The following is a 16285-nucleotide window of genomic DNA, read 5'->3' as shown; positions in this document are numbered from 1 at the left end:
GCATCCGCTGTGCGCTCCACAAGCGGGAGCGAGTCCCCGTAGGAATTTTTTCTCCCGGATTCCCCACCCGCGACAACCCTTAAACCGGGACTGAAGACTCATAACCTCCCTCTCACCATCCCGACCCCCGGCCGTCCCGGCGGCGTTCTCATTCCTCTGACTCCGCCTCCGTCTTTGGAATCCCCAGATACGGAAGGATGTTCTCGAATATGCTCCCCACAACCGGGGCCGCTATCGTGCCTCCGTAGTATACTCCCTCCGGCTCGTCGATCGTGATCAGGGCGATTACCTGAGGATCGTCGGCCGGGGCAAAACCTACGAAGGAGGAAATGTATTTTTTCAGACTTCTTGGAAGTTTCTCGGAGGTCGCCGTCTTTCCTCCGATCCGGTATCCCTCGATTTTGGCGTTTTTACCGCTGCCCTCGGACACGACCTGTTCCAGGATGTAGCGCATTGTGCCGCTGGTCTCCTCGGACAGGATTCTGTCACCTAAGGGGAAATCAAAATTGTGCACCGAGCCGGTCTGGGGGCTGACCGATTTTACGGCCAGATGGGGCGTTACCCTGTTTCCTCCGTTGATGATGGACGATGCCGTCGTGATAAGCTGGAGCGGCGTGATCTGGAACGACTGGCCGAAAGAGACGGTGGCCAGTTCCACAAGGCCCATGTTCTCTTTCTTATGCATGATTGTGGCCGCCTCGCCGGGCAGGTCGATTCCCGTCTTTCCGAGCAGGCCGAACTGAGAGAAGTATTTATAATAATTATCCACGCCCAGTCTCTGCCCTACGTCGATGAGGACGGGATTGCAGGAGTTCATCATTCCCTGCAGGAATGTCTCGCCTCCATGGCCTCCCACTTTATGGCACCTGATTTTTCGGTCCTCCACCACGCGGAAACCCGGGCAGGAGAACTGATCGGTCAGCCTTACAGCTCCGGCTTCAAGTCCCGCCGCAGCGGTCACAATCTTGAACGTGGAGCCGGGTTCATACGTATCATTGATGCACTTGTTTCTCCACATCTGGTTCAGCAGATCCTGGGAACTTTTTCCGTTACCGTCGGCCGCGATTCCCGGGATCAGGGTAAACGGCTCATTCAGGTTGAATTCGGGTACGTTTACCATGGCGAGAATTTCACCGTTTTTCGGGTTCATGACAACCACCGACACGCTGTTCGCCTGCTTTTTCTCCATGACCTGATAGGCTGCCTGCTCGGCGAACTTCTGGATATTGACGTCGAGAGTGACGACAAGGTCGTTGCCCGCCACCGGCTCGATCCGGTCCTCCGCCGCATTCTCAATCTCCACTCCCGCCGCATTGGAAAGCGTCAGGATTTTTCCGTCCTGACCCTTTAAGTATTTCTCATACTGGACTTCCAGCCCGATGATTCCCTGGTTGTCTCCGCCGGTAAATCCCAGTACCCTGGAGGCCAGGCTGTCATAAGGATAATACCGCTTATAATCCTCGTCTACCTTTACCCCGGCAAGTCCCTGGGCGCGGATCTTGTCTCCCTCCGCTTTATCCACATTGGTCTTTATAATCTCACGCGCCGAGTATTTCTCCACTTTTTTTCTGACCGTGTCTTCCGGCACTTCAAGTTCGTCGGAAAGCACCCGTATGACATTTTCCGGATCTTTGATCTGGTTGTGCACCACCGATATCGTACATACCGTCCTGTTGTCGGCGATCACCACTCCGTTCCGGTCCAGAATCCGTCCTCTGGCAGCCTTGATCGTCCTCTCCCTCTGATGCAGATCCTCCGCCATCTGGCTGTAATAGTCCGCTTTATAGATCATAAGGAAGAACAGCCTTCCGGTCAGTCCTGCCATGCACAGGCATAACATGATGCATACGAACGCTATTCTTCCTCTGTGATGTGTCTGATTTCTGTTCATGCGGTACCTTTATGCTTTCGTTGGTACAGTATATTAAAAAATCAGAATTTTATTCTTTAACATTGGTCCAGGCTGTTTTTCCCTGCCTGTAGCCGGCCCTTTTTAAGGGCCTTAAGCCGGCGGGCTGGGAGCCTGGCTGCTCTCGGGCGGCGCCTCGGTGCTGCCCGGCGGTTCCGTCATATCGCCGCCGGAGCTTTCAGGCGGTGCGCCCGTTCCTCCCGGCATTCTGTCCGGATAATTATAGTCTTCCTCTCCGGAATCAATAAATTCGTCATCAAAGGACGGCCATGTTTCCGCCGGAGCCGTACTCTCTCCGCTTTCACCGGTCTCTCCCTGGGTTTCTGAGGTTTCTCCGCTTGTGATCCCCTCTTCTCTTCCTGCCAGACCCTCATCCTCCGGAATTCCCGTATCGGTATCCGGGAATACGTTCATATAGGGAAGTATTTCCGCCATTATTTTACTTGAAATTTCACTGGCAAACTTGGAATGCGCCTGTTCCTCTCCCGGCAGGTTCGGCGTGTCAAGCACGACGTAAACAAGAACCTGGGGATCATAGGCAGGAGCATAACCGATAAAGGATACAAGGTAATTTTTCTCTTCACGCGGCTGTTTCTGGGCCGTACCCGTCTTACCGGCCACCTGGTATCCGGCAACCGCAGCGGCTCCCGCCGTACCGCCCACACCGGAAACGGTCTGGTAAAGCGCGTCGTTGATAAATCTCGACGTGCTCTCGGATACGGTCTCGCGGACCAGCTTCGGGCTGCTCTTCTGCACTACGGCGCCCTGGTCGTTCAAGACTCTTCTGACCACATGCGGTTCATAGTAGGAACCGCCGTTAATCAGGGAGCTGTATGCGGCCGCCATCTGAATCATCGTACAGTTGTAGTTCTGTCCGAAGGCGTTTGTCGCAAGATCGACGGGACCCATCTTATCCGCCCTGTATACAAGACCCGCCGTATCGGCTTCTCCCGGAAGGTCAATTCCCGTTTTGGAACCAAAGCCGAAAATACTCTGGTATTTGCTGAATTTCTCTTTGCCTTCCAGACGCACGATATTCATCATGACAACGTTACATGACTTCATGAGTCCCTGCGTAACGGTCAGAGGGCCGTGGCCGCTTCTGGCAACGCAGCGGATTTTCCACTTGTCGAGCTGGAGCATACCGCCGCACTCAAATGTCTCATAGCCGCTGATGGCGCCCTCCTCGATGGCTCCCGCCACGGTAAACGCTTTCTGCGGGGAACCAGGCTCAAAGGTATCGCTGACGCAGAAGTTCCTCCACATCTTATACCAGTTATCCGCCTTTGTCTTCTCATCCATGGCGGCCTGTTCTTCCTGCGTATAGTAACGGTCCATATTGTAAGGATCGTTTAAATCGTAACGGATGTTGGTGTCCATCGCGAGGATCTCCGCATTGTTGGGATCCATGACAATGACGGCCGCCACCTTACTTCCAATTCCGGCCTGCCATTCGTCGATATATTTCTGGCAGATCTTCTGGATGTTGGTGTCGATGGTCAGCTCCAGAGTCTCTCCGTTTCTGGCCGGTTTTACCACCCTCTCCAGGTTGGAGTCGTCGTTTAAATAACCGTATTCCCTGCCGTTGACGCCGGTGAGGACATCGTTATAAAACTGCTCCACTCCGCCGGAGGCATTGCCGTCCTTCATCGCAAAGCCGATGACATTGCAGGCCAGATCTTTGTATGGGTAAACTCTCTTATATTCATCCTCGAACCATACTCCGGTGATTCGTTTTTTACCGCCCTCATCGGCGGCCAGCTTCCTGTACTCGTCGTTCCTGGCCTGTTTCAGGTTTTCAAACTGCTCCTTCTGCTCCGCCGACATCTGCTTTTCATAGATGACGTAATAGCTGTCTTTCCTGTCGTTTATCAGTTTGCGCAGTTCTTCCCGGTCATAGCCAAAGCACTCGTTCAAGGCGTCCAGCGTCGCTTCCAGATATTCATAGCTCTCATCATTTTCCAGGATTTGCTTGGGATCCAGGATCAGGTTATATACTTTCTCACTGATGGCCAGATACGTTCCGTTTCTGTCCACAATATTTCCGCGCTTAAAGGGGATCGTCCGGCTCTCGTAATCCTGGTGGCTCAGAACGATCTGGTTATAGTCTTCCCCTTTACTTTTCACAATATTATATAGCACCAAGACCAATGCAAACAAAGCCAGCGTAATTACCATTACGGTAATCGCCAGCTTTTCCTGCATATATTTCCGAAAGGTCTGTTTGTTGTTAGTGTTTTGGGATGTCCTCATACTGCCTTACATACTCACTTTCCGTTTTATTATACAAAAGAATCTGGTTCTTATTGGCATATACCATGCCAAGTTCTTCTGTAGCGACTTTATATACATGATCCAAGTCAACGTAAGTGTCAATTCTTGTCTGAAGGGCATCATTTTCGGATTTCAAATGTTCAAGCTTAAGCTCCAGCGCTTCTATATTGTTGATTCTCGTCGTGATTGAAGCCTGAATGCGCAGATAATTCATGCACAAAAACAGCGTAATTACCGCTGCTACGGTCAAAGCGAAGACATAAGGCCCGTCCATATAGAGGGCTTTCTCCCTGTTTCTCCTAACAACGTGGCTGCGTCTGTAGTCGTCCTGTACCCTGCGCTCCGGCTTTGTCTGCGTCGTAGTTCTATTTACTTTTCTCACGGTATTGCCGTCTACATAAGTACCGGCATATTCAGGATGTCTTCTTCTGGCAGCCATAGGTTTTACCTCCTATTTTTCTCAAACACCCTCAGTTTTGCGCTCTTGGAACGCTTGTTTTCTGAGAGTTCTTCCTCTGACGGTAGGATGGGCTTACGTGTCACCACGCGGCCCCTGCTCTTCTTTCCGCACATACACACAGGGAAGTCGGGCGGGCAGGTACACGGATTTTCATTCGTCCGGAAACGGTTCTTCACAATCCTGTCCTCAAGGGAATGGAAGGTGATAATGGAAAGCCTTCCCCCCGGGGCCAGAAGATCCGTCATGGTATCAATCGAATTCTCCAGAACCTCCAGTTCTTTGTTGAGTTCTATCCGGATTGCCTGAAAGGTCCGCTTGGCCGGATGGCCTCCCGTGGCTCTCACCTTGGCCGGGATTGCGGCTTTTATAATCTCGATCAGCTCTCCCGTCGTTTCAATCTCTTTTTCCTGTCGTGCTCTGACAATGTGTTTTGCAATATTTTTTGCAAATCTGTCTTCCCCATAATCTCTGATGATATGGAACAGTTCTGATTCAGTGTAGTTATTTACAATATCTTTCGCGGTCTCCGTATTTCTCTGGTCCATTCTCATATCGAGGGGGGCATTGTCCTCCCTGTAGGTGAATCCCCGGTCCGCCGTGTCAAGCTGATAGGAGGAAACTCCTAAATCCAGGTAAATCCCATCCACTTCTTTTATGCCCAGTTCTCTTAAAACCGTTTCGATATTCTCATAGTTGCTTCTAACAATTGTTACTTTATCTCCGAATTCTTTCAGACGTTCGGATGCTGCCGCTATGGCGTCGGCATCCTGGTCGATTCCGATAAGCCTTCCGCCCTCTCCGAGTCTTCTGCACACTTCGTATGCATGTCCGCCTCCGCCCAGGGTTCCGTCCACATAAATGCCGTCCGGCTTTATGTTAAGGCTTTCGATTGTCTCATCTAAAAGTACTGATTTGTGTCCAAATATCATATTCCAAGGCCTTCCATGTTCTCTGCAATTTCGTCCATGTCGTCATAGACGTTCTTTTCGGTCCAGGTTGCTTTGTTCCAGATCTCAATCCGGCTTCCCACTCCCACCAGAACCACTTCTTTTTCCAGGTTCGCAAATTCCCTGAGTACGGCGGGTAGAAGGATTCTTCCCTGCTTGTCCACCTCACAGGCGGAAGCTCCGGCCAGGAAAAAACGTGAGAACTTTCTGGCATTCGTATTAGTAAGCGGCAGTGACTGGAGCTTTTCTTCGAAGTTTTTCCACTCAGAATTATCATACACAAAGAGACAGCCGTCTAAACCCTTTGTCACGACAAATTCGTCTCCAAGCTGTTCCCTGAATTTGGAGGGGACAATCAGTCTCCCCTTCGCATCGATTGTATGATTGTATTCACCCATGAACATCGCAATCACCTGTCATCCATTGTGCTCCACTTCGTTTCCACCTGGTACCATTTGGCACCACTTTCCACCACTTTCTACCACTTTGTATTCTAATTCTAGTACATATGTAAGGAAATAGCAAGAAATATTTATAAAAAAATACAGAAAAAGGGTGGTAAGATCTGGGAATCTTACCACCCTTTTTCATGTACTTCTACATATGTAATTCACTTAGTAACCGGCTACAACATATTGATTTAATAACTGATCAAGCTCTACACTGCACTGATAAATCACTTTATATTCATCCTCCGTGTCAATGCTTCTATTCAACCGTTCCCTTGCGTTTTCGATTTTACTGATCAATTCTTCTCTCGCATTTGCCATATCCTACTCTCCTTTTGTTAATGCTGTCTTCAGTTGTGGCGCTGTCGAAGGATATTGTTGTCATTGTTGTAAAAAAATATTTGCACAAACCGGTATTCCAGACCCTCAATCCGGGAATACAGTCCTAAACTCCAGATATCCGATGCCAGCAATCGCGGGCGCACTTACAGACAAGGATGTTTGTAAATACTTCCTCGATATATCTTCATTTTAAGTCCTGATCCCCTAAAAATCAAACTAATTCGGCCGATAATATTCGACAAAAATTGACGTGAAGCCCCTTTTTATCAACCAATTCCCTTGTAAATGATACCCAGGATAAATACGATAATCGTAAGCGGGACATAGAGTCCGCAGGCAATTTTGCCAAACAGGGACGGCAGTTTTTTCCCTCTTCCCTGCTCCATTTCTTTCCTGATTTCTTTGTATCCGAGAATGTAATAAATGGAAACCGCGCCGAGCACCGCTCCAAACGGAACCACCATAATGGTGATGAAATCCATCCAGCTTCCGACGGAAGGCTCCGCTTCCAGAAATACGCCGACACCAAAACATATCACGCCGCACAGGAGCACCGCGAGTTTTCTCGGGACCTCAAACCGGTGTTGGATACTTTCAATTACCGCTTCAAACATATTAATTAAAGAAGTGATTCCTGCAAATACCACGGAAAGGAAGAAAATCACGGCAAAGATCTGCCCCATCGGCATCTGTGCGAAAATCTTCGGAATCGTGATAAACATCAGGGACGGACCGGCGCCCGGTTCGATACCGAATGCAAATACGGCCGGCATGATGGCCAGAGCCGCAAGAAGAGCCGCCACCGTGTCAAACATCGCCGTGCGCAATGACGCGCCCACGATATCGGCGTTCTTATTAAGGTAGGAACCGTATACGATCATTCCCGAACCCGTGATGGACAGGGAGAAGAACGCCTGTCCCATGGCCATAACCCAGGTATTGACATCCCTCAGACGCTCCCACTTCGGTACAAAGAGAAAGCGGTAGCCGGCGGATGCGCCGGGCAGGAAAAACACCCTGACCGCCAGGACGGTAAAGAGGACAAAGAAAATAGGCATCATTACGCGGTTCGCACGCTCTATCTGCGTAACGGAGCCCGTGATCAGGATCACAACCGTAATCAGTACTACCGCCAGATGCCACGGCAGACTCCCGAAGCTGCCCGTAGCCTGTGCAAAATATGCGGCCGACTCCTCCGAAAGAATGGCGCCGGACAGCGAACCGCCCAGGGAACGGAGCACCCAGCCGATAATAATTGAATATCCGATAGCAATTCCCAGAGAACCAAGGAGCGGAATCCAGCCGAGCAGACGCCCCACTTTCCCCTGCCCCCTGTGAGCCCAGCAATATTCATAAGAACCAAGCGTCCCTGTCTTTGCCCTTCTCCCGATGGCAAACTCCGCCGACAGGCCGGTCAGGCCGAACAGGCAGATGAAAAAGATATAGGGAACCAGAAAGGCTGCTCCTCCGAACTGGCCCAGACGGTATGGAAACATCCATATATTACCCAGGCCCACCGCGGACCCTACGCAGGCCAGGACAAAACCCAGCGAACTGCTGAAATTACCATTTTTGTGACTCATGAAATAAACCTCCTCGTTGTTATGGTGGAAAGTCCGTGGAACGGGCCTTTCATCATTGGTTACGGTGAAATGACTGTGTCTGTAATTTTCACCGTGTAAGCGCATCCGCCTATCCGTCTCCTGTTCGTCTGAATATCTGCGGTATCCATGCAGGACCGGGACAAACCGGCTTACTATGCCGCTTTAAACGGCAAAATCATTTCTATCATAATATATCCTGCATATAAAAGCAACTTATTTTACTTACGCGATTTTAGTTGAACCTCCGTTACTGTTCACAGGCAGCATTCCGCGAGGTGTTTTTCGTGAGTGGAGCATAGCGGAAGTCCCAAACACCGTCTCCAGTAACAGACCTCCTTTTATTAAGGAAGAAATACTCCGGAAAACGGTAAGAACGGCGGGGTATGTTTTGCTTTGGGCCGCTTGACATGAAGGAGAATTTAGATGATAATGAGTTTATTCACTCATCGAAATTGCTATGGAGGTAGGTTTATGAGATATTCAGATGATCCGGGGGACAGAGGGGTCCGGAGGGCGCGCAACAGTCCGCGGAGTCCCCGCATTTCCAAGGATCCCGGGGAACGGAAACAGGAAATTATCGAGACGGCTTTGGAACTTCTGGCGGAGAAGGGATATCATGATTTAAATGTCCAGGATATTACGGACAGGATGAATGTTTCCCCCGGACTCTGCTACCGCTATTTTAAATCTAAAACCGACATTTTTGCCGCTGCATCCGAATTCTATGCCATGAAGATGGTGGAACAGGTGAAGATTCCTCTCTCCCAGGACATTCCTGTAATCGAAAAACTGAAGATTGTGATAAACCGCATCTTTGAGTTTACGAAGAAACACGAGGAATTTGAAGCGCGCTATAGCGAGGGGGAGGATATCCGGGCAATTTACCTCGATCACGTCGCGGAACAATGGGCTCTCGTGCTTCTCCCGGTTATCGGACAGGGTGTAAAGGAAGATGTTTTTCACTGTGCGGATGCGTCCGCCGCCACCCATTTTCTGATTTTCGGACTGGTCCATACATTTCACCGGCTTATGCCCTCTCAAAATACAGGAGAATATATGACTTCTTATCTCGATTTCACCCATGAAATGTTTGCACGCGTTTTGGGCATCCCGGCGGATTCATTCCGTTAACCGGCATCACCCCTGTATATGGGCTGTTTTTTAATTCTATCAATGCTTTAATTGAGCACCGGAACTGTGAGCCGACGGCGGCTGCGCCGCGCGGACCAGCTCCGGTATATTTTCCCCTCATACAATGAGTAAATTTATTTATTGACACCAAAAAGGGTGTGTAGTATTATTGAATGAGGAAATTTACTCACTACACAAAGGAAGGTGATCTCTTTGCAGCTCGGATACTCCGGTGAAAATTATTTAAAAGCGATCCTGCTGCTCCATCAGAGCCAGGATGAGGTCAGAGCGGTGGATATTGCCGCCCGGCTGGATTTTACAAAGGCCAGCGTCAGCCGCATGATTAAAAACCTTTCAGAGCAGGGTTATGTCACGGTGGAAAGAGGCAATATTTGTCTGACCCTGGAAGGCGGGCGGGCGGCAGACCGCGTTTATGGGCGTTTTCTGGCACTCCGGCAATTTCTGACACAGTATCTGGGAATTATGCCGGAGATTGCGAAACTCGATGCCGGCGCCATGGAACATTTCATCAGTGACGAAACATTTGAAGCCCTGATCAAAATGATGAACCGGAATGGAGGTGAATGAACCGGTGATCTCATTTCTTATCAAGCGCTGGATTGCAGACAGTGAAAACATCTCCTCTCCCGCCGTACAAAAGGCATATGCAAAAATATGCAGCAGCGCCGGGATTTTTTTCAATCTTCTCCTTTTTATAATTAAACTGCTTTCCGGCCTGTTAAGCGGCTCCGCAGCCATCACTGCAGACGGATTTAACAATCTTTCGGACGCCGCTTCTTCCGTCGCTTCGTTTCTCGGCTTTTGCCTTGCCGGCATCGGAGCGGGTAAAAATCACCCCTTCGGCCATGGACGATACGAATGGCTCATGGGCTTTTTATCCTCCGCCGCGGTATTTATGGTCGGCGCCGCTCTGGCGAGGAATTCGATTGCCGCGATTCACTCCCCCACCCCGGTCCACTTTAATTTCTCCGTTTTTTTCGTTCTTCTGTGCTCCGTCCTTATTAAATTTTACATGTATTCCTACAACAGGACAATCGGAGACAGAATTGGCTCCTCCTCCATGAAAGCCGCTGCCGCCGACTGTATCAGCGACATGGTATCCACCTCGGCCATCATTGCATCCCTGATTGTGGAACGTCTTACCGGCCTGCATATTGATGGATGGTGCGGAACCCTTGTTTCCTTTTTCATCATGTTTTCCGGCCTGAAAGCCATGTGCGGGGTGGTGCAGAGGCTGATGGGGGAAGCACCGGACAAAAGTCTGGAGGAAAAAATCATATCCTGCGTCATGCGCCATCCTGAAGTAGGTAAAATCAGTAATCTCCTAATCCATGACTACGGAATGGGCCGCTATGCCGTTTCCATGCATATCGGCGGAGCAGACCCGGCGCTCACGGAGCAGACGGCCCAAGCGGAGCAGGCGGTTCAAATGAGCCAGATACCGCAAATAGAACAGTGGATGCAAATGGAACAGAGGCCGCAAATGGAGCAGATCGCCCAGGAAATTACATATGAGCTTTTCTCCTCCCTGGACTGTGACGCCACAATCCAGACCGAGCAGCTCATCACCGATGAAGCCGTCATAGCTCCTATACGCAGCAGCGCGGAACGGGTGATTAAAAAATTCGAGGAAACGGCTCTCATCAGGGAACTGAGGCTGGTAAACGCCGGTTCCCACATCAATGTATTTCTAACGGCCGCCTGCTCCAGACGGCTGCAAAAGAAAGAGGCCGCTGTAAGGCAGGCGCTCCGGGATTCCATTTGTAAGGGGAATGACCGGTATCAGATTATTCCAAAATTGGTGATTGCTCCGATCGGCAAGAAGAAAAAATGAATTATGGTTTTCAGCGTTTTAGCTGTTATCGTTGACAATAACACCTCCCTGCTATATAATGTACTTATTGTATAAGTACATTATATAGCAGGGAGGTTCCATGTGGATATCATTATCAGCAGTAATACAAGCAAGCCGATTTATGAGCAGATAACCTCACAGATCAAGGCATTGGTTATGAGCGGCGAACTGCAGACCGGCGACCCGATTCCGTCGATGCGCTCACTGGCAAAATCACTTCATATCAGCGTCATCACCGTTCAGAAGGCGTACGAAGATTTACAACGGGACGGATTCATCGAGACGACCGTTGGACGGGGCAGTTTCATATCGGCGCAGAACAGGGATTTTATACAGGAAGAACAGCAGCGCCTTGCGGAAATGCACCTGCAGGAGGCCGCGGAAATCGGCCGGACAAACGGAATATCCCTTGAGAAATTAACGGAACTTCTAACCCTTTTCTATGCGGAGGAACAATAATATGGCTCACATACTGGAAGTAAAAAACCTATCCAAACAATATGCAAAATCAGGATTTGCCCTCAAAAACGTATCCTTCAACGTTCCTTACGGTTCCATCGTGGGCTTTATCGGAGAAAACGGAGCCGGCAAAACCACGGCTATAAGCTGTATCCTGAACGTCCTTTTTAAAGACAGCGGAACTATTAAAATCCTGGGTTCCGAAATGACGGACGGCGACAGCGCACTCCGTGAAGAATTAGGCGCCGTATTTGACGCAGGCAGTTTCCCCGATCAGCTCGACGCCCGGAAATTGTCCAGTATCATGCAGGGCATTTACACAAAATGGGATCAGAATCTTTTCACAGATTACCTGAACCAGTTCCAAATCCCGGCCGATAAGAAGATCAGCGCCTTCTCCAGGGGAATGTTAATGAAACTATCGATTGCAGCCGCCCTGTCCCACCGGCCCAAGCTGCTCATATTAGACGAGGCCACCAGCGGCCTGGATCCGATCGTCAGGGATGAAATCCTGGATGTATTTTTAGATTTTGTACAGGACGAAGAGCACTCCATCCTGCTCTCCTCCCACATCACAAGCGATCTCGAAAAAATCGCCGACTATATCGTATTTATCCACAACGGTGAAATCATCCTGACCGCCCAAAAAGACGAATTAATTTACGACTACGCCGTCGCCCGCTGCAAAACCTCACAGTTTTCACAGATAGAAAAATCCGATATTATCGCCTACCGGAAGCGCGACTACCAAACCGACGTCCTGGTCAAAAACCGAAAAGAAATAGAACGGAAATACAAAAATCTCACGCTGGACACCGTTTCAATCGACGATATTATGCTTCTGCTCATAAAGGGGGAACGAATATGAAGGGCTTATTATTAAACGAATTTTATTCCGCAGTCGGAAACATCAAACTGTTCCTGTTCATCGCATTGGCCGCCGCGCTTTCCCTAATCATAACAGGCAGTCCCACGGCCCAGGAATTATTTGTCTACATCACCATCACGGCATTGTCCGTAAACGCCGTGGTAAGTTTCCGCAAAGACGCCGTCTCCAAATGGGACAAATACGAAATCACAATGCCCGTACACCGAAAAGACATCGTCCGGAGCAAATATTTATCCTACCTGTTCTGGCTCCTGTTCGGAACCCTCCTGGCTCTGACCGTCACCATACTGGCATCCGTAATCCACAAAACCACCACCTGGCTCCCGGGAACAGGCACCCTCCCCTCCATGTTCACCCTCGGAATCGGAATCTCCCTCCTGACCGGAGCGCTCTTCTACCCGCTATCCTACCTGTTCGGCATAGAAAAAAGCGAAACCATCCTTATCATAAGCATCATAACCGCCATCCTGTTGTCAATCGTAACCCTGAACATCCTCAACCATTATCTCCCATCCTTCCCCACCAGGATGACCGTTTTCATTTTACTGTACACAGCCTCATTTGCCCTATCATACAAAATAACGCTGTCACTATACCTGAAAAAAGAATTTTAACTGCACATTCCAAAAGCGAGAGCGAGTCCCCGTAGGAATAGTTTCTGCCCGCATTCCCCCTCACAACACTCTCTCCCAGGACTGAAGACCCGCCACACACTCCCTCCCCCTCCGCACTTGAGAAAATCCGTCCCAAGCGATGCCGGATGGCGGGCGGGCCGCAGCCTACACGGTCTTCAGTCCGTTCGACGCAGTTCCCGGGGAATTCGGGAGAAAACATTCCGCAGGGGACCTGGGAATCCGCCGGTGCTTAACGAGGTCTTACACGAGTTTAGCACCCGCTGCGCATTCCAAAAGCGAGAGCGAGTCCCCGTAGGAATAGTTTCTGCCCGCATTCCCCCTCACAACACTCTCTCCCAGGACTGAAGACCCGCCACACACTCCCTCCCCCTCCGCACTTGAGAAAATCCGTCCCAAGCGATGCCGGATGGCGGGCGGGCCGCAGCCTACACGGTCTTCAGTCCGTTCGACGCAGTTCCCGGGGAATTCGGGAGAAAACATTCCGCAGGGGACCTGGGAATCCGCCGGTGCTTAACGAGGTCTTACACGAGTTTAGCACCCGCTGCGCATTCCAAAAGCGAGAGCAAGTCCCCGTAGGAATAGTTTCTGCCCGCATTCCCCCTCGCAACTCCCTCCCCAGGACTGAAGACCCCACACCCTCTCACTCCCCGCCCGCCATCCCCTCCCTTCCCGCATTTTCTCAATTAAATTCCCTCTTCCTTTTCCCCCCATTTTATGGTATCCTATTCTGGTACGCCCAGGCGTAAACAGCGGTAAATGAACTTTGAAAACAGCTTGCTGTTTCTCAATAATAGAAAGGATGTTTATTATGAAATTAGGTATTGTAGGCCTGCCGAACGTAGGTAAAAGTACTCTCTTCAATTCCCTGACAAAAGCCGGCGCAGAATCCGCCAATTATCCGTTCTGTACCATCGACCCCAACGTGGGCGTCGTACCGGTTCCCGACTTCCGCCTCGGAAAGCTTTCCGCTCTCTATAATTCTGAAAAGATTACCCCGGCCGTAATCGAATTTGTAGATATTGCAGGCCTTGTAAAGGGCGCATCCAAGGGCGAGGGCCTCGGCAACCAGTTCCTCTCCAATATCCGTGAGGTGGATGCCATCGTGCACGTAGTGCGCTGCTTTGAGGATCCCAATGTCATCCATGTGGACGGCAGCGTCGACCCGCTCCGCGACATCGAAACAATCAACCTGGAACTGATTTTCTCCGATATGGAAATCCTGGAAAGAAGAATTTCCAAGACAAATAAGAGCCTGATGGGCAATAAAGCCCTTGCAAAGGAATTAGAAACGTTAAAAGTGCTCTATGCTCATCTGGAAGACGGCAAACTGGCAAGAAGTTTTGAAACCGAGGATGAGGACGAGCTTGAATTTATTAATTCTTTAAACCTGCTTACCTGGAAACCGGTGATCTTTGCGGCAAATGTCTGTGAAGACGATCTGTCCGACGACGGGGCGAATAATGAATATGTAGCCGCCGTACGCAAATTCTCTTCCGAAACAGGCAGCGAGGCCTTTGTCATCTGCGCACAGATTGAGCAGGAAATCGCGGAACTGGACGAGGAAGAAAAGAAGATGTTCTTAGAGGATCTGGGCCTTACGGAATCCGGCCTGGAGAAACTGATTGCCGCCAGCTACCGCCTTCTCGGCCTGATCAGTTACCTGACGGCAGGACCTCAGGAAACACGCGCCTGGACCATCAAGGTCGGCACCAAAGCGCCTCAGGCAGCCGGTAAAATCCATTCCGATTTTGAACGCGGCTTTATCAAGGCAGAGGTTGTCAACTATCAGGATCTTCTGGACTGCGGCACCTACACGGCCGCCAAGGAAAAAGGACTGGTCCGGATGGAAGGCAAGGAGTATGTGGTAAAAGACGGTGATGTGGTTCTCTTCCGTTTTAACGTATAAAACCGGTATAAATCTGTACTGCAAAGAGGCTGCTGCAAAATCAATATCAATAAATTAAGATAATAAAAAGGGTGAGTCATACAAACTGATGTATACTCACTCTTTTTTAATAAATCAATACAAACGGTTAAAACAATATAGCTGAAGTTGAACAGATAAAACGGGTTATCCCATCAAACAAGGATGCTATTGTATATCAACCGGAACATAAACGTCCATATAAGTGACACCCTCTCTTACATAGGTCTCCTCCATACAGATGCGGTTCTCATAACTTTGGGCTGCCATATGGCGCGCGTCTGCATATTCAAAAATTTTTCCATAAGCTCCGGGGATCTTCTCCCAGGGTGCCGAGAAGGGGTCTGTAATGGTGATTACCGCGTAGTGATCCGTGTCTTGGACAGCCAGTTCTGCTCCCCCGCAGGAAGGAACAAAATCCTCTGGAATGATATACGCCGCCACATATCCATGCAGTCCAAATCTTTCCTTCTGTTCTTCAGAGACAAAGGGGAAATCCCAACCAATCCTTTTTGGGGTATATCCGGGAGTATCAAGCAGCCCGCTGTTTTTTGCCCAACGCTCCATATATTCCATTGCATCCGTTTCAGGATTCGGGCTGATTACGACATATCTGGCAAGCCTGAATTTTTCCACCATCTTCAAACTGATTTCACTATATACCTGATTCATTTCTCATTCTCCTGACGTTTAAATTTAAATCTGCTCCTCCAGCTCCTTCATACCTGCAATCAATACCTTCAATGATAGGTTGAAGCTATCCTCCACCGGCAAAACGTGACCAAACGCGTGGTTGTTTACCAATAAGGAAAAGCCCTCCAAAAATGCCCGGAAAGTGCGGATCAGATGATTACAGTTTTCTTCTGAAATGTTTAATGAGGCCGTAATTTTCGAGCAGATTAAAAACAGCCCATCCGTAGCGCTCCCCGCTTCGTCGCTCTGGTATTTGTTATACCAAAGCATGGCGCTGAACACGCCGGGGTTTTCCGTCGCGTACCGATAGAATGCCCTGCATATCGCTTCCCACGCGGCATATCCGCTGACCCCCGCCGCAGCCTCCAGCATCCGTTCTTCCATGTGCCGCCAGCCATAGAGCATCAGTTCATTTTGCAGATCGTCAAGCCCCTTAATGTGATTGTAAAGGGACGGAGGCTTTACATGTAAGCTGTCCGCCAGTCGTTTTAATGTCACTGCTTCAAATCCCATGCTGTTTGCTAACTGGGCTGCTTTTTCAATCACGACGCTTTTGTCAAGACCCGCTCTAGCCATTATATGCCTCCAAAAACTATTGATAATAGTATTATAACTAATTATATTAGTTTTGTAAAGAAGGTATGTCTCTATCGTCGTGTGTAATCCGGGATTTCCGGTGCTGTATATGATGCA

The 16285-nt window shown here is 49.6% G+C and carries 16 protein-coding genes; 7 read left to right on the top strand and 9 right to left on the bottom strand.

The features are described from left to right. Window positions 1-148 precede the first annotated feature (148 nt). From QZT18_RS13680 to QZT18_RS13650, 7 genes are all read right to left on the bottom strand, one after another. Window positions 149-1825: a penicillin-binding transpeptidase domain-containing protein gene (locus QZT18_RS13680; protein WP_366925883.1), complete on the bottom strand. Its 1677-nt coding sequence runs from the start codon at window positions 1823-1825 to the stop codon at window positions 149-151. 177 nt (window positions 1826-2002) lie between these two features. Next, window positions 2003-4114 carry a penicillin-binding transpeptidase domain-containing protein gene (locus QZT18_RS13675; RefSeq protein WP_366925882.1) on the bottom strand — a complete coding sequence of 704 codons (2112 nt, stop codon included), beginning with the start codon at window positions 4112-4114 and terminating at the stop codon, window positions 2003-2005. Between the two features lie 25 nt (window positions 4115-4139). After that, on the bottom strand, window positions 4140-4622 hold the full coding sequence (locus QZT18_RS13670; protein ID WP_227029351.1) for a cell division protein FtsL: 483 nt from the start codon (window positions 4620-4622) through the stop codon (window positions 4140-4142). Window positions 4623-4627: 5 nt separating this feature from the next. Beyond that, window positions 4628-5572 (bottom strand): 16S rRNA (cytosine(1402)-N(4))-methyltransferase RsmH, encoded by a 945-nt coding sequence (gene rsmH / locus QZT18_RS13665; RefSeq protein WP_294148551.1) that lies wholly within the window; start codon window positions 5570-5572, stop codon window positions 4628-4630. Next, window positions 5569-5994 (bottom strand): division/cell wall cluster transcriptional repressor MraZ, encoded by a 426-nt coding sequence (gene mraZ, locus QZT18_RS13660; protein WP_125142724.1) that lies wholly within the window; start codon window positions 5992-5994, stop codon window positions 5569-5571. The genes rsmH and mraZ overlap by 4 nt, the downstream gene beginning before the upstream one ends. A 210-nt stretch (window positions 5995-6204) precedes the next feature. Then, a complete protein-coding gene (locus QZT18_RS13655) occupies window positions 6205-6360 on the bottom strand; it encodes an aspartyl-phosphate phosphatase Spo0E family protein (RefSeq protein WP_125142723.1) in 156 nt (51 codons plus the stop codon). A gap of 287 nt (window positions 6361-6647) precedes the next feature. Continuing rightward, on the bottom strand, window positions 6648-7964 hold the full coding sequence (locus tag QZT18_RS13650) for a sodium-dependent transporter (protein ID WP_294148550.1): 1317 nt from the start codon (window positions 7962-7964) through the stop codon (window positions 6648-6650). 492 nt (window positions 7965-8456) lie between these two features. Between QZT18_RS13650 and QZT18_RS13645 the strand changes: the two genes are divergently transcribed. The 7 genes from QZT18_RS13645 (at window position 8457) to ychF (ending at window position 14881) form a co-directional block, all read left to right on the top strand. Further along, a complete protein-coding gene (locus tag QZT18_RS13645; protein ID WP_294148549.1) occupies window positions 8457-9116 on the top strand; it encodes a TetR/AcrR family transcriptional regulator in 660 nt (219 codons plus the stop codon). Window positions 9117-9329: 213 nt separating this feature from the next. Then, the gene (locus QZT18_RS13640) at window positions 9330-9704 is read left to right on the top strand and encodes a metal-dependent transcriptional regulator (RefSeq protein WP_294148548.1); all 375 of its coding nucleotides are present in this window, start codon (window positions 9330-9332) and stop codon (window positions 9702-9704) included. Continuing rightward, window positions 9691-10971 (top strand): cation diffusion facilitator family transporter, encoded by a 1281-nt coding sequence (locus QZT18_RS13635; protein WP_294148547.1) that lies wholly within the window; start codon window positions 9691-9693, stop codon window positions 10969-10971. Before QZT18_RS13640 ends, QZT18_RS13635 begins: the two co-directional genes overlap by 14 nt. Window positions 10972-11073: 102 nt before the next feature. Continuing rightward, window positions 11074-11451, top strand: a complete 378-nt coding sequence (locus tag QZT18_RS13630; protein WP_125142718.1) for a GntR family transcriptional regulator — start codon at window positions 11074-11076, stop codon at window positions 11449-11451. Between the two features lies 1 nt (window position 11452). Then, a complete protein-coding gene (locus QZT18_RS13625) occupies window positions 11453-12319 on the top strand; it encodes an ABC transporter ATP-binding protein (RefSeq protein WP_294148546.1) in 867 nt (288 codons plus the stop codon). Next, on the top strand, window positions 12316-12954 hold the full coding sequence (locus QZT18_RS13620) for an ABC-2 transporter permease (RefSeq protein ID WP_294148545.1): 639 nt from the start codon (window positions 12316-12318) through the stop codon (window positions 12952-12954). The genes QZT18_RS13625 and QZT18_RS13620 overlap by 4 nt, the downstream gene beginning before the upstream one ends. An 829-nt stretch (window positions 12955-13783) precedes the next feature. Beyond that, window positions 13784-14881 (top strand): redox-regulated ATPase YchF, encoded by a 1098-nt coding sequence (gene ychF / locus QZT18_RS13615; RefSeq protein ID WP_294148544.1) that lies wholly within the window; start codon window positions 13784-13786, stop codon window positions 14879-14881. A gap of 186 nt (window positions 14882-15067) precedes the next feature. On the opposite strand, the gene QZT18_RS13610 is transcribed toward ychF, so the two are convergent. After that, window positions 15068-15571, bottom strand: coding sequence for a hypothetical protein (locus QZT18_RS13610; protein WP_294148543.1), 504 nt, complete (start codon window positions 15569-15571; stop codon window positions 15068-15070). A 24-nt stretch (window positions 15572-15595) separates the two neighbouring features. After that, entirely contained in the window at window positions 15596-16168 is a 573-nt protein-coding gene (locus tag QZT18_RS13605; protein ID WP_294148542.1) for a TetR/AcrR family transcriptional regulator, read from the bottom strand. Between the last annotated feature and the right edge of the window lie 117 nt (window positions 16169-16285).

The sequence above is a fragment of the uncultured Clostridium sp. genome, from assembly GCF_900547735.1.
In the GTDB taxonomy this organism is placed as follows: Bacteria; Bacillota; Clostridia; order Lachnospirales; family Lachnospiraceae; genus Otoolea.
This window is presented reverse-complemented; position numbering and strand designations above follow the sequence as displayed.